General features: G+C 73.2%; 22 protein-coding genes and 1 pseudogene. 10 read left to right on the top strand and 13 right to left on the bottom strand.

The window, feature by feature from the left end; all coding sequences use genetic code 11:
* From SMD20_RS16930 to SMD20_RS16915, 4 genes are all read right to left on the bottom strand, one after another.
* Window positions 1-744: an ABC transporter ATP-binding protein gene (locus SMD20_RS16930; RefSeq protein WP_329581716.1), complete on the bottom strand. Its 744-nt coding sequence runs from the start codon at window positions 742-744 to the stop codon at window positions 1-3.
* Window positions 741-1,838, bottom strand: a complete 1,098-nt coding sequence (locus SMD20_RS16925; RefSeq protein ID WP_329581713.1) for a FecCD family ABC transporter permease — start codon at window positions 1,836-1,838, stop codon at window positions 741-743. The genes SMD20_RS16930 and SMD20_RS16925 overlap by 4 nt, the downstream gene beginning before the upstream one ends.
* Window positions 1,835-2,860 carry an ABC transporter substrate-binding protein gene (locus SMD20_RS16920; RefSeq protein ID WP_329581711.1) on the bottom strand — a complete coding sequence of 342 codons (1,026 nt, stop codon included), beginning with the start codon at window positions 2,858-2,860 and terminating at the stop codon, window positions 1,835-1,837. Before SMD20_RS16920 ends, SMD20_RS16925 begins: the two co-directional genes overlap by 4 nt.
* A 292-nt stretch (window positions 2,861-3,152) precedes the next feature.
* Window positions 3,153-4,334 (bottom strand): hypothetical protein, encoded by a 1,182-nt coding sequence (locus tag SMD20_RS16915; RefSeq protein WP_329581708.1) that lies wholly within the window; start codon window positions 4,332-4,334, stop codon window positions 3,153-3,155.
* A 146-nt stretch (window positions 4,335-4,480) separates the two neighbouring features.
* Between SMD20_RS16915 and SMD20_RS16910 the strand changes: the two genes are divergently transcribed.
* The gene (locus tag SMD20_RS16910; protein WP_329581705.1) at window positions 4,481-5,119 is read left to right on the top strand and encodes a class I SAM-dependent methyltransferase; all 639 of its coding nucleotides are present in this window, start codon (window positions 4,481-4,483) and stop codon (window positions 5,117-5,119) included.
* 35 nt (window positions 5,120-5,154) lie between these two features.
* Here the strand turns inward: SMD20_RS16910 and SMD20_RS16905 are convergent, their stop codons facing one another.
* The gene (locus tag SMD20_RS16905) at window positions 5,155-6,516 is read right to left on the bottom strand and encodes an aminotransferase-like domain-containing protein (protein WP_329581700.1); all 1,362 of its coding nucleotides are present in this window, start codon (window positions 6,514-6,516) and stop codon (window positions 5,155-5,157) included.
* A 58-nt stretch (window positions 6,517-6,574) separates the two neighbouring features.
* On the opposite strand from SMD20_RS16905, the gene SMD20_RS16900 reads away from it, so the two are divergent.
* The 3 genes from SMD20_RS16900 (at window position 6,575) to SMD20_RS16890 (ending at window position 9,573) form a co-directional block, all read left to right on the top strand.
* Window positions 6,575-7,201 carry a LysE family translocator gene (locus SMD20_RS16900; RefSeq protein WP_329581698.1) on the top strand — a complete coding sequence of 209 codons (627 nt, stop codon included), beginning with the start codon at window positions 6,575-6,577 and terminating at the stop codon, window positions 7,199-7,201.
* 702 nt (window positions 7,202-7,903) lie between these two features.
* Window positions 7,904-8,842 (top strand): hypothetical protein, encoded by a 939-nt coding sequence (locus tag SMD20_RS16895; protein ID WP_329581695.1) that lies wholly within the window; start codon window positions 7,904-7,906, stop codon window positions 8,840-8,842.
* Between the two features lie 440 nt (window positions 8,843-9,282).
* Window positions 9,283-9,573, top strand: coding sequence for a hypothetical protein (locus tag SMD20_RS16890; RefSeq protein ID WP_329581692.1), 291 nt, complete (start codon window positions 9,283-9,285; stop codon window positions 9,571-9,573).
* Here the strand turns inward: SMD20_RS16890 and SMD20_RS48360 are convergent.
* Both SMD20_RS48360 and SMD20_RS16885 read right to left on the bottom strand, forming a co-directional pair.
* A pseudogene (locus SMD20_RS48360) lies at window positions 9,525-9,656 on the bottom strand (alcohol dehydrogenase catalytic domain-containing protein); the annotation flags it as partial. The gene SMD20_RS16890 and the pseudogene SMD20_RS48360 sit on opposite strands and share 49 nt — an antisense overlap.
* Before the next feature lie 265 nt (window positions 9,657-9,921).
* Complete coding sequence (locus SMD20_RS16885; RefSeq protein ID WP_329581691.1) at window positions 9,922-10,329, bottom strand: VOC family protein; 408 nt, start codon at window positions 10,327-10,329, stop codon at window positions 9,922-9,924.
* A gap of 85 nt (window positions 10,330-10,414) precedes the next feature.
* Between SMD20_RS16885 and SMD20_RS16880 the strand changes: the two genes are divergently transcribed.
* On the top strand, window positions 10,415-11,011 hold the full coding sequence (locus tag SMD20_RS16880) for a TetR/AcrR family transcriptional regulator (protein ID WP_329581688.1): 597 nt from the start codon (window positions 10,415-10,417) through the stop codon (window positions 11,009-11,011).
* 70 nt (window positions 11,012-11,081) lie between these two features.
* Here SMD20_RS16880 and SMD20_RS16875 read toward each other — a convergent pair whose 3' ends face one another.
* Genes SMD20_RS16875 through SMD20_RS16865 form a run of 3 tightly spaced genes read right to left on the bottom strand, consistent with a single transcriptional unit; the run spans window position 11,082 to window position 14,638 of the window.
* On the bottom strand, window positions 11,082-12,680 hold the full coding sequence (locus SMD20_RS16875; RefSeq protein ID WP_329581685.1) for an ATP-binding protein: 1,599 nt from the start codon (window positions 12,678-12,680) through the stop codon (window positions 11,082-11,084).
* A 21-nt stretch (window positions 12,681-12,701) separates the two neighbouring features.
* Window positions 12,702-13,457 carry an SDR family NAD(P)-dependent oxidoreductase gene (locus tag SMD20_RS16870; RefSeq protein ID WP_329581683.1) on the bottom strand — a complete coding sequence of 252 codons (756 nt, stop codon included), beginning with the start codon at window positions 13,455-13,457 and terminating at the stop codon, window positions 12,702-12,704.
* Window positions 13,457-14,638: an acyl-CoA dehydrogenase family protein gene (locus SMD20_RS16865; RefSeq protein WP_329581680.1), complete on the bottom strand. Its 1,182-nt coding sequence runs from the start codon at window positions 14,636-14,638 to the stop codon at window positions 13,457-13,459. Before SMD20_RS16865 ends, SMD20_RS16870 begins: the two co-directional genes overlap by 1 nt.
* An 86-nt stretch (window positions 14,639-14,724) precedes the next feature.
* Here SMD20_RS16865 and SMD20_RS16860 point away from each other — a divergent pair, with 86 nt between their 5' ends.
* Both SMD20_RS16860 and SMD20_RS16855 read left to right on the top strand, forming a co-directional pair.
* On the top strand, window positions 14,725-16,110 hold the full coding sequence (locus tag SMD20_RS16860; RefSeq protein WP_329581678.1) for an enoyl-CoA hydratase-related protein: 1,386 nt from the start codon (window positions 14,725-14,727) through the stop codon (window positions 16,108-16,110).
* Window positions 16,107-17,219 carry a CaiB/BaiF CoA transferase family protein gene (locus tag SMD20_RS16855; protein WP_329581675.1) on the top strand — a complete coding sequence of 371 codons (1,113 nt, stop codon included), beginning with the start codon at window positions 16,107-16,109 and terminating at the stop codon, window positions 17,217-17,219. Before SMD20_RS16860 ends, SMD20_RS16855 begins: the two co-directional genes overlap by 4 nt.
* 145 nt (window positions 17,220-17,364) lie before the next feature.
* Here the strand turns inward: SMD20_RS16855 and SMD20_RS16850 are convergent, their stop codons facing one another.
* From SMD20_RS16850 to SMD20_RS16840, 3 genes are read right to left on the bottom strand one after another with little or no spacing between them, the layout of a single operon-like run.
* Window positions 17,365-18,198, bottom strand: a complete 834-nt coding sequence (locus tag SMD20_RS16850) for an SDR family NAD(P)-dependent oxidoreductase (protein ID WP_329581671.1) — start codon at window positions 18,196-18,198, stop codon at window positions 17,365-17,367.
* A gap of 40 nt (window positions 18,199-18,238) precedes the next feature.
* Window positions 18,239-19,873, bottom strand: a complete 1,635-nt coding sequence (locus tag SMD20_RS16845) for a class I adenylate-forming enzyme family protein (protein ID WP_329581665.1) — start codon at window positions 19,871-19,873, stop codon at window positions 18,239-18,241.
* Window positions 19,858-20,667 carry an enoyl-CoA hydratase/isomerase family protein gene (locus SMD20_RS16840; RefSeq protein ID WP_329581662.1) on the bottom strand — a complete coding sequence of 270 codons (810 nt, stop codon included), beginning with the start codon at window positions 20,665-20,667 and terminating at the stop codon, window positions 19,858-19,860. The genes SMD20_RS16845 and SMD20_RS16840 overlap by 16 nt, the downstream gene beginning before the upstream one ends.
* 115 nt (window positions 20,668-20,782) lie before the next feature.
* Between SMD20_RS16840 and SMD20_RS16835 the strand changes: the two genes are divergently transcribed.
* The 3 genes from SMD20_RS16835 to SMD20_RS16825 are packed head-to-tail and all read left to right on the top strand — an operon-like array spanning window position 20,783 to window position 24,164.
* Window positions 20,783-21,661, top strand: a complete 879-nt coding sequence (locus tag SMD20_RS16835) for a branched-chain amino acid ABC transporter permease (protein ID WP_329581659.1) — start codon at window positions 20,783-20,785, stop codon at window positions 21,659-21,661.
* Window positions 21,661-23,472, top strand: a complete 1,812-nt coding sequence (locus SMD20_RS16830) for a branched-chain amino acid ABC transporter ATP-binding protein/permease (protein ID WP_329581657.1) — start codon at window positions 21,661-21,663, stop codon at window positions 23,470-23,472. The genes SMD20_RS16835 and SMD20_RS16830 overlap by 1 nt, the downstream gene beginning before the upstream one ends.
* The gene (locus tag SMD20_RS16825) at window positions 23,469-24,164 is read left to right on the top strand and encodes an ABC transporter ATP-binding protein (RefSeq protein WP_329581654.1); all 696 of its coding nucleotides are present in this window, start codon (window positions 23,469-23,471) and stop codon (window positions 24,162-24,164) included. The genes SMD20_RS16830 and SMD20_RS16825 overlap by 4 nt, the downstream gene beginning before the upstream one ends.
* Window positions 24,165-24,193 lie beyond the last annotated feature (29 nt).

Below are 24,193 nucleotides of genomic sequence, written 5' to 3'. Positions count from 1 at the left end.
TCATCGCTCCTCGTGGAGCCGCTCGAAGACGAGCTGGGTACGGCGCACCGCGCGCACCCCGTACACCTCGGAGATCAGGCCGGGGGTGAGGACCTCGCTCGGCGGGCCGCCGGCCACGACGCGGCCCGCGTTCATGACGTAGAGGCGGTCGCAGAAGGCGGCGGCCTGGTTGAGGTCGTGCAGCACGGCCAGGGTGGCGATCCCCAGCTCGCGGATCAGGTGCAGGAGTTCGAGCTGGTGGCGGATGTCGAGGTGGCTGGTGGGCTCGTCGAGCAGGAGCAGGCGCGTCTGCTGGGCGAGGGCGCGGGCGAGCAGGACCCGCTGTTTCTCGCCGCCGGACAGGGTGGCGAAGATCCGGCCGGCGGCCCCGCTCAGGCCGACCCGCTCCAGCGCGCGGCCGCACACCGCCGCGTCGGCGGCGGCGTCCGCCTTATAGGGCGTACGGCCCATCGCGACGATCTCCGCCACCGTGAAGTCCAGGTCGGCCGGGATCTCCTGGGCGAGGACGGCGGTACGCCGGGCGGCCTCACGGGCCGGCAGCCGGTGCACGTCGTCGCCGTCCACGGCGATGAGCCCGGCGGACGGGCGCAGGGCCCGGTAGACGGCGCGGAGCAGGGTGGACTTGCCGCAGCCGTTCGGCCCGACCAGGCCGACCAGCTCGCCGTCGGCAACCTCCAGGCCGGCCTCGCGCACGATCGGGTGCCCGTCCAGCGTGACGGCCACCCCTCTCAGGTCGAGCCTCATCCGACGGTCACCGCCCGGTCCACAGAACGGCGGCGCAGCAGCCACAGGAAGAACGGCACGCCGAACAGCGCGGTGACGATGCTCAGCGCCAGCTCCTGCGGCGCGTTGACGGTCCGCGCCGCGATGTCCACGAGCTGCAGGAACACGGCCCCGAGCAGGGCCGTCACCGGCAGCACCCGGCGGTGGTCGGCCCCGACGAGCAGGCGCGCGGCGTGCGGCACGATCAGCCCGACGAACGCGATCGCGCCGCTGGTGGCCACCATCACGCCGACCAGCAGCGAGGTCAGCACGAACAGGGTCAGGCGGAACCGGTTGACGTTCACGCCGAGCGAGACGGCCGTCTCCTCCCCGGCGGCCAGCGCGTTCAGCGGACGGTGCTGCACCAGCAGGTACGCCACCCCGACGACGAGCACCACGGCGGGCAGCGGCAGCAGGTGCCAGCGGGCCCCGCCGAGGCTGCCCATCAGCCAGAAGAGCACCTGCTGCGCGGCTCGCCCGCTCTGCGCCAGTTGCAGCACGAAGCTGTAGGCGGCCTGGAACAGGTACGCCAGCGCCACCCCGGCCAGCACCAGCCGCGACGGCGTGAGCCGCCCGGCCCGCTGCGCCAGCACGTACACGAGCCCGAGCGCCAGCAGCGACCCGGCGAAGGCGGCGGCCGACAACGACAGCCCGCCGAGCGCCGAGGCCCCCAGGATCAGCACGAGCACCGCCCCGAACGACGCCCCCGAGGAGACGCCGAGCAGGAACGGGTCGGCGAGGGGATTGCGCACCAGCGCCTGCAGCACCGCCCCGACCACCGCCAGCCCGGCCCCGACCAGCAGCGCCAGCAGCGCGCGCGGCAGCCGGAACTCCCAGATGATCTGCTCCTGGACCGGCGTCCACGTACGCGGCACCGCGCCGGGCACCAGCCGGTCGGCCACGATGCCCCACGCCTGGGGCAGGGCGACCGGCACCGCGCCGATGCTCACCGCGAGCCAGGTCGAGGCGACGGCGGCGACGGCGAGCGCGACGACGAGCAGGACGAACCGGCTCGCCCGCCGGTCACGGAGGACGGGCCCGGCCGGCGCCGGGCTCCGCGTGGTGGTGCCGGTCACTGCGCGAAGGCGTCCGGGTGCAGGAACCGGGCGAGGTCGGCGACGGCCAGGAGGTTGCGGTAGCCGGGATGCTGGGCCGCCACGGGCAGGGCGAGGTAGCGCCGCTCCTTGGCCGCGGGGCTGTTCCTGGCGATGGCGAACGCCTCCTCGGCCTTCGCCGGCGAGCTCGGCGTGTCCTCGCCGCGCAGCGTGGCGTAGTCGCTGACCAGCAGCGCCTCCGGCTGGGACGCGCTGACCTCCTCGGCGCTCACCTCGGTGTAGTCGGCCTTGACCCCGGCCAGCACGTTCACGCCGCCCGCCATGGTGATCATCTGGTTCGTGACGCCGGCGCCGCCGTAGGCGTTGACCGGGCCCTTGCCGCCGTCGGTGGCCAGCACCTTGACCGGCGTACGGCCCTCGACGCGCTTCTTGACGTCGGCGAGCCGTCCTTGCAACTCGGTGACCAGCTTCTCCGCCCGGTTGGGGACGCCGAAGATCCGGCCGAGGTTGCGCAGGTCGGTGAAGGTGTCGTCGAGGGTGAACCGCAGCACCTCCTCGGGGCTGCACCAGCCGCCCAGGATGTAGACCGGGGAGCCGGCCGCGTCCAGCTCCTCCACGGTGGCGTACCCGCCGGCGGCGTCGAAGCTCGCCATCGCGTTGTCCAGGACGAAGTCCGTGCCCTGGGCGAGCATGACCTCCTTCTGCGGCAGCATGATCGTCTCGCTGATCTGCGGGATCTTGTCGTACTGCTCCTGCTGCCCCGGCAGGAACGCGCTCTCACCGAAGAACGTGCGCCCGGCGATCCGGTCGCCCAGGCCGAGGGCGAGCAGGGTCTCCAAGGCGGGGTGGTAGCCGGTCACCACCTTGGACGGCGGGCGGTCGAAGGTGAGCTCACGCCCGCAGTTCTCGACCGTCACCGGGAACCCGGCCTGCGCCGCCTGCCCGTTCTGTTCGACGGTCTCCCGGGCGGCCTCCTGGACGGCCGGCGCCTGCCCGCAGGCGGTCAGTGTCAGAGCCGTCGCAAGGACGAGCAGCCTTCTCATGGTGGTCTCCGGAGGCGAGCGGACGGTCGATCGTGCTGAGAAAACACCACATTCTGCTCATAAATCGCAATTGCTAGCAACTCGCAATAAACTCCTACGTGATGGTGGTGGGACGGTGACATACGCTGTCGCAGCAGGGCGCGGCAGCAGGGCGCGGCAGCAGGGCGCGGCAGCAGGGCGCGGCAGCAGGGCGCGGCAGCAGGGCGCGGCAGCAGGGCGCGGCAGCAGGGCGCGGCAGCAGGGCGCGGCAGCAGGGCGCGGCGGTGGACGGCGGCGGGGGGACTGCAGGCGGTCACAGCAGGCGGTCGCGCCGGGCGGCCGCCGCCTGCCGGACTTCGGCGAAGAACGACGCGATGCGGCGCTCCCGCCATCCCTCCTCATCGAGGTCCTCCGCGTCGGGGGCCTCCGCGTCGGGCCCCTCCTCGCGGGAGACGTCCGTCTCGTCCGTCTCGTCGCGTTCTGTGGCGTATTCGGCGTACAACAGCCAGCAGCCGCGGATCCCGCTGAGCAGGTCCTCCAGGAGATCGAGGGCCGGACGGGCGGGGTCCAGGGGAGTGAGCCGCAGGCCGAGGGCGTCCAGGCGCGGCTCGCGCTGGTCCTCGCGCCACTGGGCGAGCAGCCGTTCGGCGGCGTTGATCCGCTGCTGGAGCTGCGTCAGGTCGGGGATCTCGCCTTCGGCGACCCGCAGGGCCTCGCGGATCAGGGACATCACCGCCTGGCGGGGGGAGGCGCCGTCGGCCATCAGCTCCAGGACGAGGGTGGGCGTCTCGTGGGGGAGCGCCTCGATGGTGTCGGCCTCGACCACGATCTGCGCGGCGGGCAGCCCGGCGTACTCGGCGGTGACGGTGGCCGCCGCGTCCAGCCAGTGTGCGGCGGCGACGGCGGCGGCCGCCGGGTCGATCTCGGTGAAGAGCGTCTCGGGGCCGAACGGGTCGTCGTGCAGCAGGTTGTTCGCCTGGGCCACTTGGACGGGGGAGGCGTCCTCACGGGTGAGGGCGACCGCCTGGCGGGCGCGTTCGGCCAGGTTGCCCAGCTCGGCCTGCTCGATGGCGGCCAGTTCCGCGGCGACGTCGATGGTGACGCGGGTGGTCAGCTCGGCGGCGCCGAGCGCGTGCAGGGCCCGGCCCACCCGGTGCGCGGCCTCTTCGACCCGTACGAAGGAGCGTGCCAGGTAGCCGTCCGAGGGCAGGTTCGGGCTGGTCAGCGCGGTCAGGACGACGGCGAAGGCATCGCGCTCCGCCTGCCGGCGCTCGCCCTCCGAGCCGGGCTCCTGGCTGCCGGCGGCGCTGGCCGGATGGGTGTAACACCGCCAGCAGACCTCGGAGAGCCGGGTCAGCGCCCTGGCCAGGGCGAGGGCGTCGTGACTGGACATCCCGGCGGGAAGATCGGCTACGACCGCCGCGGTGTCCCCCAGCCCGGTGTTCCAGGAGGCGATGAGGGCGTTGCGGCTGCGATCGACGGCGTACCGGGTCAAGAGGGCTCCTCGCAGGTGAGCATGGACGATGCTGGGACACGCTCAGCATGGAGCATCAGAACTCACCCGGGATCCGAATCCGCGCGTCCGCCGCGGAGGGGCGACGGCCGGGCGCGGGCCGCGGCCCTCGGGTAGGGTGGCCCGTCATGATCGAACGCCCCTCCTACCTCACCGCCACGGCGAACGCCTACGACGCTGTCGCGGCCCTGTACGCCGGCCTCTTCCGGAACGCGCTCGACGACCAGCCGCTGGACCGCGCGTCGCTGGAGGTGTTCGCCGAGCTCGTACGGACCAGCGGGGGCGGGCCGGTCGCCGAGCTCGGCTGCGGCCCTGGATACGTGACGGCGTACCTGCGGAAGCTGGGACTGGACGTCTTCGGCCTCGACCTGTCGCCGGTGATGATCGACCTCGCCCGTGAGGCGTATCCGGAGCTGCGCTTCGAGGTCGGCTCGATGGACGCCCTGGACCTGGCCGATGAAGAGCTGCGGGGCATCGTGTCCTGGTATTCCGTCATCCACGTGCCGCCGCAGGAGCTGCCTGCGTACTTCAGGGAGTTCCGCCGGGTCCTGGCCCCGGGCGGCCATCTCCTGCTCGGCTTCTTCGAGTCCGAAGGGGAGCCGGTGACGCCCTTCGACCACAAGGTGACGCAGGCGTACCGGTGGCCGATCGACGAGCTGGCCGCGCTGGCAGGCGCGGCCGGCTTCGCCGAGGTCGGCCGGGTGCTGCGCGAGCCTCACGAGGGGGAGCGGTTCCGCCAGGGCCGCCTGCTGATGCGCCGGCGGTAGAGGCGGGTCTCCCGCCCGAGATCGCCGGAGGGGAGTCACTCGGCGAGGAGATCGTCCGGCGTGGACCGGGCGAGGCCGGCGAGGACGGCCAGGGCCCGGGAGAGGGTCTCCGGTGGGGGTGAGGCGAGGCCGAGGCGGACGGCGTTGGGGGCGCTGTTCCGCCCGACCGCGAACGCGGCCCCGGGGGTGACCGCGATGCCGTGCCGCGCGGCGGCCGCCACGAACGTGTCGGCCCTCCACGGCGCCGGCAGCTCCCACCAGCAGTAATAGGAACGCGGATCGCTGCGTACGGCGAAACCGGCGAGGTGGCTCGCGGCGATCTCCTGGCGCATGGCCGCGTCCTGCTGCTTGGCGTGGGCCACCGACCGCGCGGTGTCGTCGCTCAGCCACCGGGTGGCCGCCTCCAGCGCGAACCGCATCGGCGTCCACCCGCCCGAGCGCAGCGCCGTCGCGACGGACGCGACGGCGGCGTGCGGCAGGACCGCGAAGCCGAGCGACAGGCCGGGCGCGAGCCGCTTGGACAGGCTGTCGACGAGGACCGTGTGCTCGGGGGCGTACGCGGCCAGGGGCGGCAGGTCGTCACGGAGGAACGACCAGATCGCGTCCTCGATCGCGAGCAGGTCCAGGCGGGCGAGGACGCTCGCGAGCTCGGCCCTGCGCTGCTCGGGCATGCTGATCGACAGCGGGTTGTGCATGGTCGGCTGGACGTAGACGGCCTTCAGCGGGGCCTTGCTCGCGGCGTTCGCGAGGTCCGCCGGATCGAGGCCCGCCGCGTCGGTCCGCAGCGGGACGAGCGTGACGCCCGCTCGGGCCGCGATGCCCTTGAGCACCGGGTAGGTGAGCTCCTCCACTCCGAGTCGCCCGCCGGGAGGGACGAACGCGGAGAGGGCCGCCGCGATCGCCTGACGGCCGTTGCCCGCGAACAGCAGCCGCTCGGGGTCCGGGCGCCACCGCCCGCGCGCGAGCAGGTCGGCGACCACGCCGCGGGCCGACGCGGTGCCCGCCGCGCCGACCGGCCGCATGACCGACTCCAGCACGTCGGTGCGGAGCAGCGGGTTGATGCCGTCGGCGAGCAGCTTCGCCTGCCCGGGGACGACGGGATAATTGAGCTCCAGGTCGATCCGGCTGCCGGCGGGCTCGGCCAGGGCCGGCCCCGGCCGAGGATCGGCAGCCCGGACGAACGTGCCGCGACCCACCTCTCCCACCGTCAGCCCCCGGCGGGTCAGCTCCTGGTAGACGCGGGCGGCGGTGGAGCTGGCGATGCCGTGCCTGCGCGCGAACGCCCGCTGCGGCGGCAGCCGGTCGCCCGGCCGCAGCCGCCCCGCCGCGATCTCCCCGGCGATCAGGTCGGCGACTGCTCTGAAGTCCTCCACCTTCGGGCCACCCAATCCCTTCATTGCTCCGACTTCAATTCACCATATTGTACCGAGATCGCGAAGTCGATAGCTTCGTCCCATGGTCGAACAAACCGCGGTGCTCGGCGTGGCGTCCGTGGGTCTCGGGATGGTGCTGTCGCCGGGGCCCAACATGATGTACCTGATATCCCGGAGCACCAGCCAGGGCCGGCGGGCCGGCGTCATCTCCCTGGCCGGCGTCGCCGCCGGATTCCTCGTCTACCTCGTGGCCGCGAACCTCGGTCTGGCCGTGCTGTTCGCCGCCCTCCCCGGACTCCTCACCGTCATCCGGGTCGCGGGCGCGCTGTACCTGCTGTGGCTGGCCTGGCAGACGCTCAAGCCCGGCGGAGTGTCGGTCTTCGCGTCCCAGGACGTGCCGCCAGAGCCGCCGCGCCGGCTGTTCCTCATGGGACTGATGACCAACCTGCTCAACCCGAAGATCGCGCTGCTCTACGTCGCGGTCATCCCGCAGTTCATCGCCCTCGACCAGGGCAACGTCCTGCTCCAGGGCACCGTGCTCGGCTGCGTGCAGATCGCCGTCGCCCTGCTGGTCAACCTCGCGATCGTACTGGCCGCCGGCGGCATCGCCGGGTTCCTGGCCGTCCGCCCCACCTGGCTCCGGGCGCAACGCCTGGTCATGGGGTCCCTCCTCGCCGTACTCGCGGTCACGCTCGCCGTCGTGCCGTAGGGGACCGTGTCCTGAAGGCGGCTGATCACACGCGAGAAGGCGAGGCGCGGCGCCGATCGTGAAGCGGTCCTGCGAGCACCGCCTCCTGCGGGCACCGCCTCCTGCGAGCGCCGCCTCCTGCGAGCGCCGCCTCCTGCGAGCACCGCCTCCCCCCGGCACCTGAGCAGGCGGCCGAGCTCGTCCGGACATTGGGCTGCGTCGAGCCGTCCGCCCCGCCGACCGGATGGAAGAAGCGACCGGGTGGGAGAAGCGACCGCGTGGAAGAAGACGCCCGAGCCGGCGTTCTCCTCCGTACACTGCCGAAAGGTCGCATACGCCGTGAAGGGGCGGTAGGTGTCGGATCCGGAGATTCTCGCAGAAAGCGCCGCGCCGGCATCGCGAGGAGCCGCAGAACGAGATCAACAACCGGCTCAGGCGACCCGCGTCCGCGGCGGCACATGGCTGGCCCTGTCATGTGCGGTCGCCGTTCTGAGCGCGGGGTGCGGCGGCGCGCCTGCGCCCCGCGACGCGCCCGTGCGGACCGCCACCTCCCCCGGCGTCACCGCGGCAACGCGCGATCCCTCTCCGGCCTCCACCGCCCGGGGCCGGGGCTGGGAGCTCGCGCATGTCGGCGATCAGCGCGGAACCCGGCTGAGAGCGGTCGCAGCCGGCGGGCCGCACGATGTGTGGGCCCTCGGCAGCCCCGACGAAGGAACCGGCCCGGTGCTGCTCCTGCACTTCGACGGCCGGCGTTGGCGCGAGCGCCCGGCACCCGAGCTGACGTGGGACTCCAAAGATCACGAGAGGTTTCCCGCACTCGTCGCGACCGGGCCGCGCGACGCCTGGATCTTCGCCGCCACCACCGCTCTGGCCGCGCACCACTGGGACGGCGAGCGCTGGAGCCGGGTGCGGCTGCCGGACCTGGACTACGACCCGGGCGAGCGGGCCGGTGCCACCGCCCTCGCCCCCGACGACGTGTGGCTGGTGGTGGGGGATCACGCCGCGCACTGGGACGGGCGGGCATGGACCGTCATGCGCCTGCCCGCCTGGGCGGCGTCGGTGTCGGCCGCGGCGCCTGACCAGGTCTGGGCGGTCGGCGGCACCGGCCGGCCGCTCGCAGAGGGGAGCGCCAGCTCACAGGCGGCGACCATGCGCTGGGACGGCCGGTCATGGCAGCTCGTCCCCGCGCCTGAGGACCGCACTCCCAGCCACGAGATCAACAGCTCGGGCCGGCCGGACGGCAGCATCCCGAAGATCACGCTCACCCAGGTCGTCGCCCACGCACCCGGCAACGTGTGGGCCCTCGGCACCCGCGAGGTGTTCGACTACGAGGACGGAATCAGCAATACCACGATCACCATGCACTGGGACGGCAGGGCGTGGTCCTGGATGCCGGGCTCGCCGACGGTCAGCGCGGCCGGGGCCGACGGCGCGGACGGGATCATCCTGGTCGACTGGGACGCCGAAGAAGGCGGCCTCAGCGCGACCATCCGCGTGGCGCCCGACGGCAGCCGGACCAAGCTCCCTCCGATGACAGGGGCGAACCGTAGACGAGAGATCGACGTCTCCGCGGTGACCGCGGTGCCAGGGACGAGGACGGTCTACGCGGTCGGCCTCGTCTATGGCAGAGACTTCGGCCCCATGATCGCCCGCTACCGCTGAGTCCCGCCGCACCGGAGTGCGACGCACGGCCACGCCGTCCGCCGTCCGCCGTCAGCGACAAGCATCGGCATCGAGGGCCGGCGGCAGGATCCAGCCGGCTGACGACCCGTTCTATGCGTCGGGCGGTCGCTCGGCGGGGAACAGGATCGCGCTGAGGAGGTAGGGCGTGCGGCCTGGCGCGGGTGTGTTGGCCAGCCGGTCGCGCAGCACCGCGAGCAGGTCGGCCGTCATCGCGCTGAGCTCGTCGGGGCTGAGCCACAGGGTCTTCTGAATCCACGATCGCCAAATAGCGATATGCCGCGCGTATATCGGACCACCGTATTCTCACGGAAAGTGTGATTTCGCCTTGCCGGAGAGCATGCCTGTCGTTCCACGCGCCGAGCCGCTTGGCGGCCTCCAGCCTTGAGGCGGCCAGGTCGACGGCGACGATGTGCCTGGGCGTGAACAGTCGCGCGGTCGTGATGGCCGCCAGGCCGATGGGCCCGGCGCCGACCACGACGACGCTGTCGCCCGGCCGCATCCGGCCGTTGAGCACGCCGACCTCGTACGAGGTGGGCAGGATGTCGGCGAGCATGAGCGCCGCCTCGTCGCTCGCTCCCTCGGGCAGCTCGTGGGTGGAGGTGTCGGCGAACGGGACGCGGACGTACTCGGCCTGGGTGCCGTCGATGCGGTGGCCGAGGATCCAGCCGCCGCGGCCCAGGCGCTGCCCGTACGTGACGGTGCGACAGTAGCGGCAGCGGCCGCACGCGGTGATGCAGGAGACCAGCACCCGGTCGCCCTGCTTGACGGTGGTGACCGCGCTGCCGGCCGCCATGACGGTGCCGACGGCTTCGTGGCCGAGGATCCGGCCGGGCTCGACCGCCGGACGTCGCCCTTGAGGATGTGCAGGTCGGTGCCGCGGATGGTGACGGCGTCCACGCGCACGATCGCGTCCGTCGGCTCGGTGAGCCGTGGACCCGGAGTCTCCTCCACGCGAGCCGGCCTGGCCCGTGATAGATCAGCGCCTTAATCAGGACCTCCACTATCACCTGTGACGGCGGGGGCGGGAGAAGGGGCGAAGGTCCTCGTTCCCGCCGCCGTCAGGAGGGCACGTACTGGGCCGCGTACTCCTCCGACGGCGCGATGGGCGTGATCACGTCCACGAGCACGCCGTTCGGATCGGCGACGATGAAGTGGCGCTGGCCGAAGTCCTCGTCGCGCAGCTCCAGCTCCGGCGTCAGGCCCTCGCGGACGACCAGCCGCTCCCACTCGGCGTCGACGTCGGCGACCTCGAAGTTGAGCAGCAGCCCCGCGACCGGCCGGCGGTAGGCCGCGGGCAGCGTCGGGTGCTCGTGGTCGAGCAGGGCGAGCTCGTACGGCCCGCGGCGCAGGCTCACGTACCAGTCGGCCTCGAAGGTCACCTCATAACCGAACAACCGGACGTAGAAGTCCTTCGACGCGGCCAGGTCCGCGGTGCACACCACCGGATACACGCTGTTCAGCTCCATGCGCTCCTCCTCGTCACGTTCACATACCGCTGGTATGTCGGCGTACGCTATTTGAGATACCATCGGTATGTCAAAGAGGGGCGGAATGACCAGGACCGAACAGAAGGAGCGGACGCGCCGCGTGCTGCTCGACACGGCGAGGCGCCTCTTCGCAGCCCGGGGCTACGCCGGGGTGGGGCTGGCGGAGCTCGTACGAGAGTCCGGCGTCACCAAAGGCGCCCTCTACCACCACTTCACCGGCAAGACCGACCTCTTCCGCGCCGTGCTGGAAGAGGTGCAACGCGAGGTGGCCAGGCGGGTGGCCGAGGCCGCCGAGGCGGAGGACGACCCGTGGGCGCAGCTCAAGGCGGGTTGCGCGGAGTTCGTCGCGGCCGGTGCCGATGCGGAGGTGCAGCGGATCATGCTGATCGACGGCCCCGCGGTGCTCGGCTGGAACGACTGGCGCGCGATCGACGAGGCCACCAGCGTCCGGCACCTGACCGACGCCCTGACCGTGCTCGTCGCGGACGGGACCCTTCCCGCCCAGCCGGTCGCACCGCTGGCCCGGCTGCTGTCGGGGGCGATGAACGAGGCCGCGCTGTGGCTGGCGCAGTCCGCCCCGGCCGACCTGGCCGACACCCAGGCGGCGCTGTCTCGCCTCCTTGACGCCCTGCGTGCTTCGCCCGCCCCGCCCAAATCATGAGCGCCCGCCCCGCCTGGATCATGAGGACACATCTCGAGAGCAGGAGGCGCGCCAGGTGGGGGTCAGACCGTCACACGCGCAGGATGGTGACTTGGCGGCCGGCGGGTGTGGTGGCGTGTTCGAAGTGGCCGCGTTCCTGCCAGGGTGGGGCTTCGGGGCGGCGGTTGAAGATGACCAGGGAGCCGGTGGTGAGGGTCAGGCGGTCGAGGTAGTGGTCGAGTTGGGTGAGGCCGGCGTGGGTGGGGTCGGTTTCGCCTGGTCGCCAGACTTTCAGTTCCATGACCTCGCGTTGGAGCTGCCGTTCGCCGTCGGGGGTGGTGTAGGGCCAGCGGATGAGGACGTCGAGGCGTTTGGTGCCGGCGGCGTATTCGCGGTCGAGGTGGCCGCCGCCGTTGATGAGGCGGTGCAGGAAGGCCATGAGGATGATCTGGCAGGCGGCCTCGTGGTAGCCCTCCTGCTGGATGAGGACTTCGCCGTGTTCGCGCCAGAAGACGACGAACTCCTGCAGCAGGCGTGGCAGGTCGAACCGGCCGTCGGGGAGCACGAAGCTGCGGGGCTCGGCCTTGACGAACCGCTCCGTGCGATCGCCCAGGACTCGTAGCAGGACCTCGCGGTAGATAGGGTTGGCGATCTCCAGGTCCCTGGTTCCGCGGATGAGGCCCAGGTCGTGAACGTAGGAGACGTCATTGTCGAAGGTGGCGTCGGTGTCCGGGTATGTTCCGGCCAGGATCGGTTCGATCACTCGTTCCACCCGTGGTTCGTGCAGTCGTGCCACCAGGGAGTCCAGGTGGGTGGCGCGCGCTCGGATGAGCCGCTCCTTGGCCTCCTCGACCCGCTCGCAGGTGATGGCGCCGGTCACTCTCATCTTGGAGATGATTTCGTAGGCGAGGGCGTTGACCAGCCAGGGCTGGCCCTGCGTCAATTCGAAGGTCCGGTCCACCGCGTCTTTGGTGAACTCCTGGCCGGTGGCCTGGGTGTGCTGGCCGTAGAGCTCGGCGATGTCGTCGGCGGTGAAGTCGCCCAGGCGCAGTGAATCGGCGACGATGTTGAACGGGCTGGCCGGGTTCGACCCGTCGGATGGGCTGCCCGAGGCGACCTTGTAGTCACGCACGTCGCGCAGCCCGCACAGCACCACCGAAGCAGGAAACGGAAGCCCCTTGTGCCGGGCGTTGTGACCGTGGCGGAGCTGATTGAGGATGCTGATCAGGCTGTCGCCCTGCAGGGCGTCGATCTCGTCGAGGAACAGCACCACCCGGCGCGGGCAGCGGCGACACCACTCACGCAGCGCCTTGCCGAACTGGGTTCTCACCGGGTTCTGTGGCCAGGGGGCCGGCGGAAGCAGTTCGTCCGGCCATCCCGACAGCTCGGCGGCCTCGCGAAGGGAGTCCAGCAGAATCGTCTCCGCGGCGGCGATGTCGTCGCCGGCCGTTTTGGCGCGCTCGCACGAGAGCGACAGCGCGGCGATGTCGCCCTCGGCGGTCAGCTCGGAGGCCAGGGTGTCCAGGGTGGTCGTCTTGCCGGTCTGCCGGGGCGCGTGCAGCACGAAGTAGCGGTCCATCTCGATGAGCTCGCGCGCCTGGGGAAGCCGCTGCGTGGGGGGCAGCATGTAGTGGCGTTGGGGATCGCACGGACCGGTGGTGTTGAAGTACCTTGCTCGGGGTAGCCGCATGACTGCATTCTGCCACCGATTTCACTTGGGCCCACCCGCGTGGGCGTGCGCCGCCCGTAGTGCGCCGTCCATCCGGATGACCTCGCCGTTCAGGTAGTCGTGGTGGATGATCGCCAGCGCCAGATGCGCGTACTCGTCCGGGCGGGCCGGCCGCCGCGGGAACGGGACGCCGGCCGCCGGCCCCTCGCGCAGCTCGGCGGGCGTCTCCACGAGGCCCGGGGCGATGGCGTTGACCCGGATGCCGTGCTCGGCGAGGTCGCGCGCCGCGGGCAGGGTCAGTCCGGCGACGCCGCTCGCGGCCGAGGAGTACGCAGCCTGCCCGATCTGCCCCTCGTAGGCGGCCACCGAGGCCGTGTTGACGATCACGCCGCGCTGGCCGTGCTCGTCCGGCTCGGTACGGGCGATCGCCTCGGCGGCCAGCGCGAGCACGTTGAACGTCCCGACGAGGTTGACCTGCACGACCCGCGCGTACAGGTCGAGGTCGTGCACGCCGTTCCCGTCCAGGATGCGCGCCGACGGACCGATGCCCGCGCAGTTGACGACCGCGCGCAGCGGCAGGCCGGCGGCGGCCGTCGCCACGGCGGCCCGCACCTCCTCGGGGCTGGTGACGTCGGTGGGAAGGTACTCCACCCCCCGCACCGGCTCCGCGGCGTCGATGCGTTGCTTGAGATCGAGTACGAAGACCTCAGCGTCCTCCTTGACCAGCAGCTCGGCGGTCGCGGCGCCGATGCCGGAGGCACCGCCGGTGACGATGACGGCCGTGTGGGCGACCTGCATCAGTGCTTCTCCCTGCCGAGCGAGGTGATCACGGGTGGGGTGTTCCCGGCGAGCGAGCGGCCGATGACCATGCGCTGGATCTGGTTGGTGCCCTCGAAGATCTGCATGACCTTCGCCTCGCGCATGTAGCGCTCGACCGGGAAGTCGCGGGTGTAGCCGTAGCCGCCGAGCACCTGGACGGCGTCGGTGGTGACCTTCATGGCGTTGTCGGTGGCGACCATCTTGGCGATGGACGCCTCCCGCCCGAACGGCAGGCCGAGGTCCTTCAGCCGGGCGGCGTGCAGCGTCATCGCGCGCGCGGTCTGCACGGCCGCCTCCATGTCGGCCAGCAGGAACGCCAGCCCTTGGTGCTCGATGATCGGCCGGCCGAACGTCGAGCGCTCCTTCGCGTACGCCACGGCGTGGTCGAGCGCGCCCTGGGCCAGGCCGGTGGCGACGGCGGCGATGCCGAGCCGGCCGGAGTCGAGCGCGGCCAGCGCGATGCGGAGACCGTCGCCCTCCGCGCCGATCCTGCGCTCGGCCGGCACCCGTACGCCGTCGAGCCGCATCGTCGCGGTCGGCGAGGCGGTCAGGCCCATCTTGCGCTCGGGCGGGTCGGCGCTCAGCCCTTCGGCGCCGGCCGGGACGAGGAAGCAGGAGATGCCTTTGCGGTCGTCGGAGGTCCGCGCCATCACCGTGTAGAAGTCGGCGCGCCCGCCGTGCGTGGTCCACGCCTTCGCGCCGGTGAGCACGTAGTCGTCGCCGTCGCGGACGGCGCGGGTGGTCATGGCGGCGGGGTCGGAGCCGGCGTGCGGCTCGCTCAGGCAGTACGCGCCGAGCAGGTCGCCGCCGAGCATGCCGGGCAGCCAGGCCCGCCGCTGCTCGTCGGTGCCGAAGCCGGCCAGCCCGAAGCAGGACAACACGTGCACGCTGGTGCCGACGGCGACGCCGGACCAGACCCGGGCGACCTCCTCCAGCACCCGCAGGTACACGTCGTAGGGCTGACCGCCGCCGCCGTACTCCTCGCGGTACGGCAGGCCGAGCACGCCCATCGCGCCGAGCGTGCGGAACACCTCGCGCGGGAACTCCTCGTCGGCCTCGGCCTTCGAGACGCGGGGGGCCAGCTCCCTGTCGGCGAGGTCCCGGACGATCTCGATCAGGTCGGCGCTCTCTTCGCTGGGCATGACGTGCGATGCGGGCATCCAGGCTTCCTTCGCGCAGTACGGAATCAAGTACCAAAGTATCAGAGACTGTACTGGGCGCCAGAGGGTGCCGTAGAGTCGGTGCCATGCCACCGCCCGACAGGAGCCGCACCCGGCCCGAGGAGACATTGGCGCAGCTCCGCGAGCTGTTCCTGGCCGAGGGATTCGCGTCCTTCAACATCGGCGATCTCGCCGAGCGGCTGCGCTGCTCCCGTACCACCCTGTACGCGGTGGCGCCCAGCAAGGAGCAGATCGTGGTGGCCGCCGTCCGTTCGTTCTTCAAGACGGCGACCGAGCGCATCGAGGCCAAGGTCACCGCCTCCGGCGACCCGGCCCGGCAGCTCGCCGTCTACCTGGAGGCCGTCGCCGCCGAGCTGCAGCCCGCCTCGGCCGCGTTCCTCGCGGACGTGGCCGGCTTCGGCCCGGCCAACGAGGTCTACCAGGAGAACACCCGCTTCGCGGCGGAGCGGGTGCGGAGCCTGGTCACGGAGGGGGTCAGGGCCGGGGTGCTGCGTTCGGTCCACGCGCCGTTCGTGGGGGCCGCGGTGGCCGAGGTCATGAACTCCATCCAGCGCGGCGCCATCCAGTCGGCCACCGGGTTCGACGCCGCGCAGGCCTACCGGCACCTCGCCGACCTGATCCTCGCCGGGCTGACCACCGCGCCGGCCGACGAGCGGGCCGTCACCGGCGGCTCGCTGCGCTACGAGGTCGCCGACGGCGTGGCGACCATCGAGCTCGACCGGCCGGAGTACTCGAACGCGCTGGACTTGCCCACGGCGCGGGCGCTCGGCGACGCCGTCGAGGCCGCCGCGGCCGACCCCGGGGTGCGCTGCGTGCTGCTGCTCGGCCGCGGCCGCAACTTCTGCGCCGGCGGCGACGTCACCGCCATGCACGGCGCCGCCGACCGCGCCCGCTACGTGCTGGAGCTGGCCACGACGGCGCACCGCGCGGTGCTGGCCCTCGCCGGGCTGGAGGTCCCCGTCGTGGCCGCCGTCCAGGGCGCGGCGGCGGGCGCCGGACTGGCGCTCACCCTGGTGGCCGACGTGGTGCTCGCCGGCGAGTCGGCGACGTTCCTGACCGCGTACGCGCAGGCGGGGCTGACCCCGGACTGCGGCACGTCCTGGCTGCTGCCGCAGGTGGTGGGGCTGCGCCGGGCGCTCACCCTGACCTTGACCGACCGCCGGCTGACGGCGGCGGAGGCCGCCGACTGGGGGCTGGTCACCGGCGTCCACCCCGACGACGAGCTCGCCGAGGCGGCCAGGCAGGCGGCGGCGCGGATCGCGGCCGGGCCGTTCCCCGCGCTCGGCCGGACCCGGCGCCTGCTCCGGGACGCGCCGGCCCGGTCGCTGGCCGACCAGCTCGGCGTCGAGGCCGCGGCGGTCGCCGAGGCCGCCGCGTCCGCCGCCGCCGGGGCCCGGCTCGACGCGTTCGTGAACGGCAAGCGCAAGGAGAAAGGTGGAACCCCCCGATGAAGGACGGCCCTCTGGCGGGACTGCGCGTAGTGGAACTGGCCGGGCTCGGCCCGGCCCCGCACGCGGCCATGGTGCTCGCCGACCTCGGCGCCGACGTCGTCAGGATCGAACGGCCGGCGGGCCGCGGGCTCCGGTTCGGCGCCCCTGACGCGACCGACGCCGTGCTGCGCGGCCGGCGGCAGGTCCACGCCGACCTGAAGTCCGCCGACGGGCGGGCCGTCGTCCTCGATCTCGCCGAACGCGCGGACGTGCTGATCGAGGGCCTGCGCCCCGGCGTGGTGGAACGGCTCGGCGTGGGCCCCGACGTCTGCCTCGCCCGCAACCCCGGCCTCGTCTACGCCCGGATGACCGGGTGGGGCCAGGACGGGCCGTGGGCCGGCCAGGTCGGCCACGACATCAACTACATCGGACTGACCGGCGCGCTGCACGCCATGGGGCGCGCCGACCAGGCCCCTCCGCCGCCGCTCAACCTGGTCGGCGACTTCGGCGGCGGGTCCATGCTGCTGCTCGTCGGCGTGCTGGCCGCGCTGTTCGAACGTTCCCGCTCCGGCCGGGGCCAGGTGATCGACGCCGCCATGGTCGACGGCACCGCGCTGCTCAGCCAGATGACGCTCGCCCTGCGCGGCATGGGGGCCTGGCGCGACGAACGGGAGGGCAACCTGCTCGACGGTGGCGCGCCCTTCTACGACACCTACGCCTGCGCCGACGGCGGGTTCGTCGCGGTGGGCGCGCTGGAGCCGCACTTCTACGCGGCGCTGCTGGCCGGGCTGGACCTCGACCCGGCCGAGCTGGGCGAGCAGAACGACCCGGCCAACTGGCCGGCGATGCGCAAGCGGTTCGCCGCCGCGTTCGCCTCCCGGACCCGCGACGAGTGGGCCGCGCACTTCGCCGGCACCGACGCCTGCGTCACCCCGGTGCTCAGCTTCGCCGAGGCCCCCGGCCACCCGCATCTGGCGGCGCGTGGCACGTACGCCGAGGCGGACGGCGTCGTCCAGGCGGCCCCGGCGCCCAGATTCTCCCGCACCCCGGCCGCCCCGGTGGCCCCGGTCCCGCGTACGGCGGCCGACGCGGCGGACGTACTGCGCGAATGGGGCCGCTCGGAGACGTGACCGCCCTGTGCTGCGCGAGCGGGGTCGGCCGGGGGAGCTGACGGCCCTGTGCTGCGCGGGTGGCGCCGGCCGGGGAGCTGACCGCCGCGTCAGAAACGCGAGGGGTCGCGATCAGCCCGGCCGGAGGAACCCGAAGGCGGCATGATCAGCTGGACCCGGCCGCGGTGGAACCGCCGAGCCGGGCCAGGGCCTTCGCGATCGACGACGCCGTATCCCCGGCCGTCCAGCCGGTGACCGGGGTGAGGGTCTCCGGCGCGTACACGCCGAGGTCGGCGCCGTCGAAGCGGACGATCCGGCCGGTCACGCCACGGGTGGCGTCGCTGAGCAGCGCGACCACCACCGGCGCCACGTCCCCGGGCGAGCCCAGCGCGGGCCGGTCGGGGCGGGTGTCCAGGGCGGCCATGCCGGTCTCGGCCAGCGGCGACACGGCGTTGACCCGGATGCCGGCGGACGCGCAGTCCCGCGCCCAGCCGGCGGTCATCGCGGCCACCGCGCCCTTCGTGGCGCCGTAGGCGCTCATGCCGGGGATGCCGAACCGGGCGCCGGACACGACCGTGACGATCGACCCGCCGGCGCCGCGCCGGATCATCGCCCGCATGGCGTGCACCGCGGCGAACTGCACGCCGAGCACGTTGACCTCGGTGATCCGCCGCAGCCGGGCCTCGTTCTCCTCCCACGGCGGGCCGTGGTGGGTGATCCCGGCGTTGGCGACGAGGCCGTCGAGCCGGCCGAACTCCAGCTCCGCCGTCCCGGCCAGTCGCGCCGCGACCTCCCACGACCCGGCGGAGCCGGGTTCGGCCACCGCGTGCCCGTCGGCGGCGGCGATCTCCGCGGCCACGGCGTGCGCGGCGGCCCCGTCCACGTCGTTGACCACGACCGCGGCGCCGTGGGCGGCGCACGCGAGCGCGTACGCGCGCCCCAGACCCCGCCCGGCACCCGTCACGACGACGCAGCGCCCGTCCAGCAGGCCCTCACCCATCAGCCCGCACCGCCCATAAGCCCGCCCATAAGCCCGCCCATCACCCGGTCCCCGGGTCGAACAGCTTGACCACCGCGGACTTGTTGATCTTGCCGGTCGGGTTGGTCGGCAGCGAGCGGACCACCCGCAACAGCTCAGGCTGCTTGTGCCGGGCCAGCCCCTGCCCGGTCACCGCCCGCCCGACCTCCTCCAGGGTCAGGTCCTCCCGGTCCGAGACCACGGCCGCGCCGATCCGCTCACCGAGCCGCCCGCCGGGCACTGGGACGATCGCCACGGCCGCCACGTCGGGATGGCGCACGATGGCCTCCTCGATCTCCCTGGCCGAGAACTTCTCGCCGCCCCGGTTGATGACGTCCTTGAGCCGCCCGGTGATCCGCACCTGCCCGTCGGCGGCCAGCGAGCCGAGGTCCCCGGTACGGAACCAGCCGTCAGGGGTGAACGCGTGCGCGTTCAGCTCCTCGCGCACGTACCCGAGCATCATCTCGGGGCCGCGCAGCAGCAGCTCGCCCGTCTCGCCCGGCGCGGCGTCCCGGCCCGAGGAGTCCACGACGCGCAGCTCCACGCCGGGCGCGAGCCGGCCGTCGGTCTCGGCCCGGAACTCCATCGGATCCAGCTCGTTCGGCAGCGTCGCGGTGGGCAGCTCGGTCATGCCCCACGCCCGGTAGGCCGCGATGCCCAGCTCGCCGGCGTGCCGGATGAGGTCCGGCGGCACCGCCGCGCCGCCGCAGCAGTACTGGCGCAGCGGCGAGCGGTCCCGCCCTTCGGCGGCGTACACGCCGAGCAGTTCACGCAGGAACGGCGTGGCGCCGGCCATGTACGTGGCGCCGGTCCGGTCGGCCAGCTCGGCGCACGCGGCCGGGTCCCACCGTTCCATCAGCACCGCGGTCGCCCCCACCTGGCAGGGGATCATGAAGCCCTGCAGGAGGCCGGTGATGTGCGTGACGGGGGAGGCCATCACCATGCGGTCGCGGAAGGTCAGGCCCCACTCCACGACGGTCGTCCGCAGCTCGTGCCGCAGGCCCGCCACGGAGTGCACGACGCCCTTGGGCTCGGACTCGGTGCCCGAGGTGAACAGCACCAGGCAGGGGTCCTCGGGGGCGGCGGGCTCGACCCCGGACGGCAGCGCGCCGGGGCCCTCCCCGTCCGCCGCCCGCCAGCCCGCCGACCGGCCGGTGGTGAGCAGCCGCGCGGCGGGTTCGTGCCCGAGGTCGCGCAGCGCCTCGTCGAACTCGTCCGGGTAGGCCCGGCGCCGGTCGTCGGCGTACGTGACGACGGCCGCCGGCCGGATCTGGTCCAGCACGGTGCGGATCTCGCGCGGGCCGTACAGCGGCACGATCGGGCTGCTGATCGCTCCGATCCGCCAGATCGCCGCCGCGACGGCGACGGCGTGCGGTCCGGTCGGCAGCAGCCAGCAGACCGCGTCGCCCGGCCGGACCCCGCCGGCGAGCAGGGTACGGGCGACCGCGGCGGACGTGGCGGCCAGCTCGGCGAAGCTCGTCTCGCCGTGCGCGGTGATGATCGCCGGCCGGTCCGGCCAGCGCGTCGCCCCGTGGTCCAGCAGGTCGCCGATCCGCTCCTCGGTGCGGAAGCCCCGGCGCCGCCAGGCGTCCATGAGCTCGGGGGCGACCACCCGCGGCCTGCGCCTCCAGTCGGCCGCCCTCATGACGTCGTCCACTTCGGCTCGCGCTTGTCCAGGAAGGCGGCGGGGCCCTCGACGGCGTCCGGATGGTGCCGGTGCCGCCGGATCAGCTCCCAGCCGAGGTCCATGTCGGCGGCGATGAGCCGTTCCTCGAACGCGCGCAGCACCCGGCGGCTGAGCCGTACGGCCTCCGGCGAGTTCCGCCCGACCATCGCGGCCAGCTCCATCCCACGCCCGAGGAGCGCGTCCGGCTCGACGACCTCGGAGACGAGGCCGGCCCGCTCGGCCCGTTCGGCGGACAGCGACTCGTGCCGGCCGAGCAGGACGAGCCGGGTCAGCAGGTCCGGCCGCATCCGCAGCCGGAGCTGCAGCGGCTCCAGCGCGGACACCTGGCCGACGCTGACGTGCGGGTCCAGGAAGCGGGCCGCCGTGGAGGCGATGCAGATGTCGGCGTCGGCCACGAAGTGCAGGCCGCCTCCCGCGCACACGCCGTTCACCGCGACGATGACCGGGATGCCCAGGCGCGGTCCCGGCAGGAAGTCGAGCTCGTCGGCCGCGGTGTCGCCCACCTTCACCCTCGGCACCGAGAGCATGGACACGTCGGCCCCGGCGCAGAACGCCTTGCCCGCGCCGGTGAGCAGCACCGCGCGCAGCTCCGGCGCCCCGGCGGCGGCCCGCCACAGGTCCGCCAGCGCGTCCATGAGCTCGTCGTCGAGGGCGTTGGCGGACTGCGGGCGGTTGAATGTCACGACCAGCGTCCCGCCGGCGACCGTGCTGAGCAGCACCCCGTCGGCACGTTCCAGGTCTGCTCCGCCGCTCTTGCTCGACACGGGCGCCTCCCCACGGGCGCCGGGACGCCCTCCTTGACTGTCATCCAAATCATATATACGTTTCGCGCCATGGTGAAGAGAGACGTCACATCCCGCGCCGGAACCGGGTCCCCCCATGCATGACTTTCTCCAGACGGTGCTCGTGCCGGGTCTGGCGGACGGCGCGATCTACGGATTGGTCGCGGTCGGCTTCGCCACGCTGTTCACGACGACCGGCGTCATCAACTTCGCCCACGGGCAGATGGTGATGCTCATGCCGATGTCCGTGCTGGTGGCGGTGGGCGCCGGCCTGCCGGTCTGGCTCGCGTACGTGGCCGCGCTCGCCGTGATGGTGGTGGTGGCGCTGACCGTCGAGTGGACCGCGGTGCGGCCGTTCGTCCAGTCGGGCCAGTCCGCCTCCTGGCTGCTGTCCACCCTCGCGGTCAGCGTGGTCCTGGCCGAGCTGCTGGCCGTCCCCTACAGCGGGGAGTCCCGCAACTTCACGTACGGCGTCAGCAAGCACCGCTTCGACCTGGCCGGCCTGGCGGTCTCGCCCGCCGAGCTGACCGCGGTCGCCGCGCTGTTCGCCGTCGCCGGGCTGCTCCTCCTGTTCTACCGGCGCACCCGCGTCGGGCTGGAGCTGCGCGCGATCGCCGACGACCTCGACGGCGCGGAGGCGATCGGCATCTCCCGCGCCCGCGCCTCGCAGATCGCCACGGTGCTGTCCGCGCTGGTCGCCGCGGTGACCGGGGTGCTGGTGGCCTCCACCCAGCTCGTCACCCCGTCGCTCGGGATGTCGTACACCTTCTACGGGTTCGTGGCCACCGCGATCGGCGGCATGGGCAGCATCGGCGGCGCCGTCGTCGGCGGCCTGGTCATCGGCGTGGTCAGCCAGTTCGCCGGGGTCCACGTCGGCAGCCTCACGGTGAACCTGACGGTGTTCCTGCTGCTGGCCCTGGTCTACGTGGTGCGCCCGCACGGCCTGTTCGGCGCGGCGCCGGTGCGGGCGGTGTGATGTCGTACCGGATCTCCGACCTGTCCAGGTCCCTGCGCGCCGCCGCGGCCCGCGGCCGCGACGCCACCCCCGCTCCCGTCCGCCGGGTGTTCGCCAGGCCCGCCGCGCACGGCGCGGCGATGCTGGTCGTCGCGACGGCGCTGCTGGCCCTGTGGGGCCCGCTCTCCTACAACGGCTACGTCCTGCAGCTGGTGTGCCTGTACGCGGTCGCCACGCTCGGACTCAACATCACCACCGGCTACGCCGGCGCGCTGTCCCTCGGCCAGGGCGCGTCGTTCGCGATCGGCGCCTACGTCACCGCCGTCCTGGTGGTCTCGTACGGCTGGCCGATCTGGGCGGCGCTGCCGCTCGCCGCGCTCGCCGGGCTCGCCGCCGGTGCGCTGGCCGGGTTCCCCGCCGGCCGGCTCGGCGCGATCGGCCTGGCCATGATGTCGCTCGGCCTGATGCTCGTCGTCAACGACATGCTCATCCAGTTCCAGTCGGTGACCGGCGGCAACAACGGCCTGGCCGGCATCGACGCCCGGCTCTGGTTCGGCGGCGAGCCGGTCTCGACCCCGTGGGTCGTGGCGATCGTGATCGTCGTCGTGGCGAGCGTCAGCTACTGGCTGCACGCCCGCTACCGGACCTCGCGCCTCGGCCGGGCCACCGTCGCGGTCCGCGACGAGCCGATCGGCGCGTCCGCGCTCGGCGTCTCCGGCTACCTCACCAAGGTCGTCGCCTTCGCCGCCGGATCCGCGCTCGGCGCGCTCAGCGGAGGGCTGTTCTCCTACCTGTCCGCCTACATCTCGCCGGACGCCTTCTCCTCCAACCTGTCCATCCTGTTCCTGGTCATGGTGGTGCTCGGCGGCAGCGGCTCCCGGCTCGGCCCGGTCGTCGGCGCGGTGCTGCTCGTGCTGATCCCGCTGCGCCTCGACGAGTACCCGCACCTGAACAACCTGCTGTACGGCGCGCTGCTCATCGTGCTCATGCGGCTGCGGCCACGCGGCCTGTTCAGCCGCACCGCGGCGCCCGCCCCCGAGGCGCTGCGCGACCTGGCCGCCACCCCGGAGGTGGAGGTGCCCGAACGCGCGCCGGGCGAGCCGATCCTGCGGGTCACCGACCTGCGGCGCAGCTTCGGCGGCGTGGACGCGCTCGCCGGGGTGTCGATGGAGCTGCGGCGCGGCGAGATCGTCGGCCTCATCGGGCCGAACGGGTCGGGCAAGACGACGCTGCTCAACGTCGTGTCCGGGCACTACCCGCCGACCGCCGGCCGGATCACCCTGCACGGGACCGACCTCGGCGGCCTCGGCGCCGCCGCCGTGGCGAGGCGCGGCGTGTCCCGTACCTTCCAGACCCCGAAGACGTTCCCCGGCATGAGCATCGAGGAGCACCTGGCGCTCCCGGCCGTCCACGGGGAACGCGACGAGGCGATGCGGGACGCCTGCCGGCGCGGCGCGCTCACCCTGCTGGAGCTCGGCGGCCTCGACCCGCACGACCCGGCCGCCGGCATGCGGGAGAGCAGGGAGATGAGCCACGGCCGGCTCCGCTTCCTGGAGGCCGCCATGGCACTCGGCACCTGTCCGGAGGTCCTCCTCCTGGACGAGCCCGCGGCCGGGCTGTCGGCCACGGAGATCGAAGGATTCGAGCGCGTCGTCAGTGACGTCGCCGCAGCGGGAGTGGCCGTCGTGATCGTCGAACACCATCTGGACATGATCAGCCGCCTGGTCGACCGGGTCGTCGTCCTCGACCTCGGCAAGGTGCTGTGGGAGGGCGAGCCCGGGGACCTGCACGACGTGGACAGCGTCCGCGCCGCGTACATGGGGGTCGCGTGAACGGCGGCCGGCTCAAGGTGGACGCACTCAGCGTCCGGTACGGCGGCGTCACCGCCGTCGAGGACCTGTCACTCACCGTCGAGCCCGGCACCTGCCTGGCCCTGCTGGGCGCCAACGGCGCGGGGAAGACCTCCACGCTGCGCGGCATCGGCGGGCTGGAGTCCGCCACCGGCGGGATCTGGCTGGACGACCTGCGCCTCGACAACCTCCCCGCGAGCAGGCGGGCCAGGGCCGGGCTCGGCCACGTGCTGGAGGGCCGGCACGTGTTCAAGAGCCTGTCCGTCGCCGAGAACCTCCGGGTCGCCGCCGCCCGCGCCGCCCGCAAGGCCGAACTCGACCCGCTCGACCTGCTGCCCGAACTGCGCCCGATGGAGCGGCGCCTCGCGGGCGGCCTGTCCGGCGGCCAGCAGCAGATGCTCGCCATCGCCCGCGCGGTGGCCGGCGGACCCCGCGTGATCATGCTGGACGAGCCCACGAACGGCCTGTCGCCCAAGCTGGTCGGCCGGACCATCGAGATCCTCGCCGACCTGCGGGACGCCGGGTTCGCCGTCCTGCTGGTCGAACAGCGGGTCGAGGTCGCCCAGAAGCTGGAGGCCGACGTCGTGGTGCTGCGGCACGGGCACGTCGCGCACCGGGTGCGCGGCGCCGACCCGGACCTGCCCGACCTGCTGCAGGCCGCCTACCTCTCCTGACCCACCCCCACCACCCCCCGCGAAAACCC

The organism is Nonomuraea sp. LP-02 (assembly GCF_036289125.1).
GTDB lineage: Bacteria > Actinomycetota > Actinomycetes > Streptosporangiales > Streptosporangiaceae > Nonomuraea > Nonomuraea bangladeshensis.
This window is presented reverse-complemented; position numbering and strand designations above follow the sequence as displayed.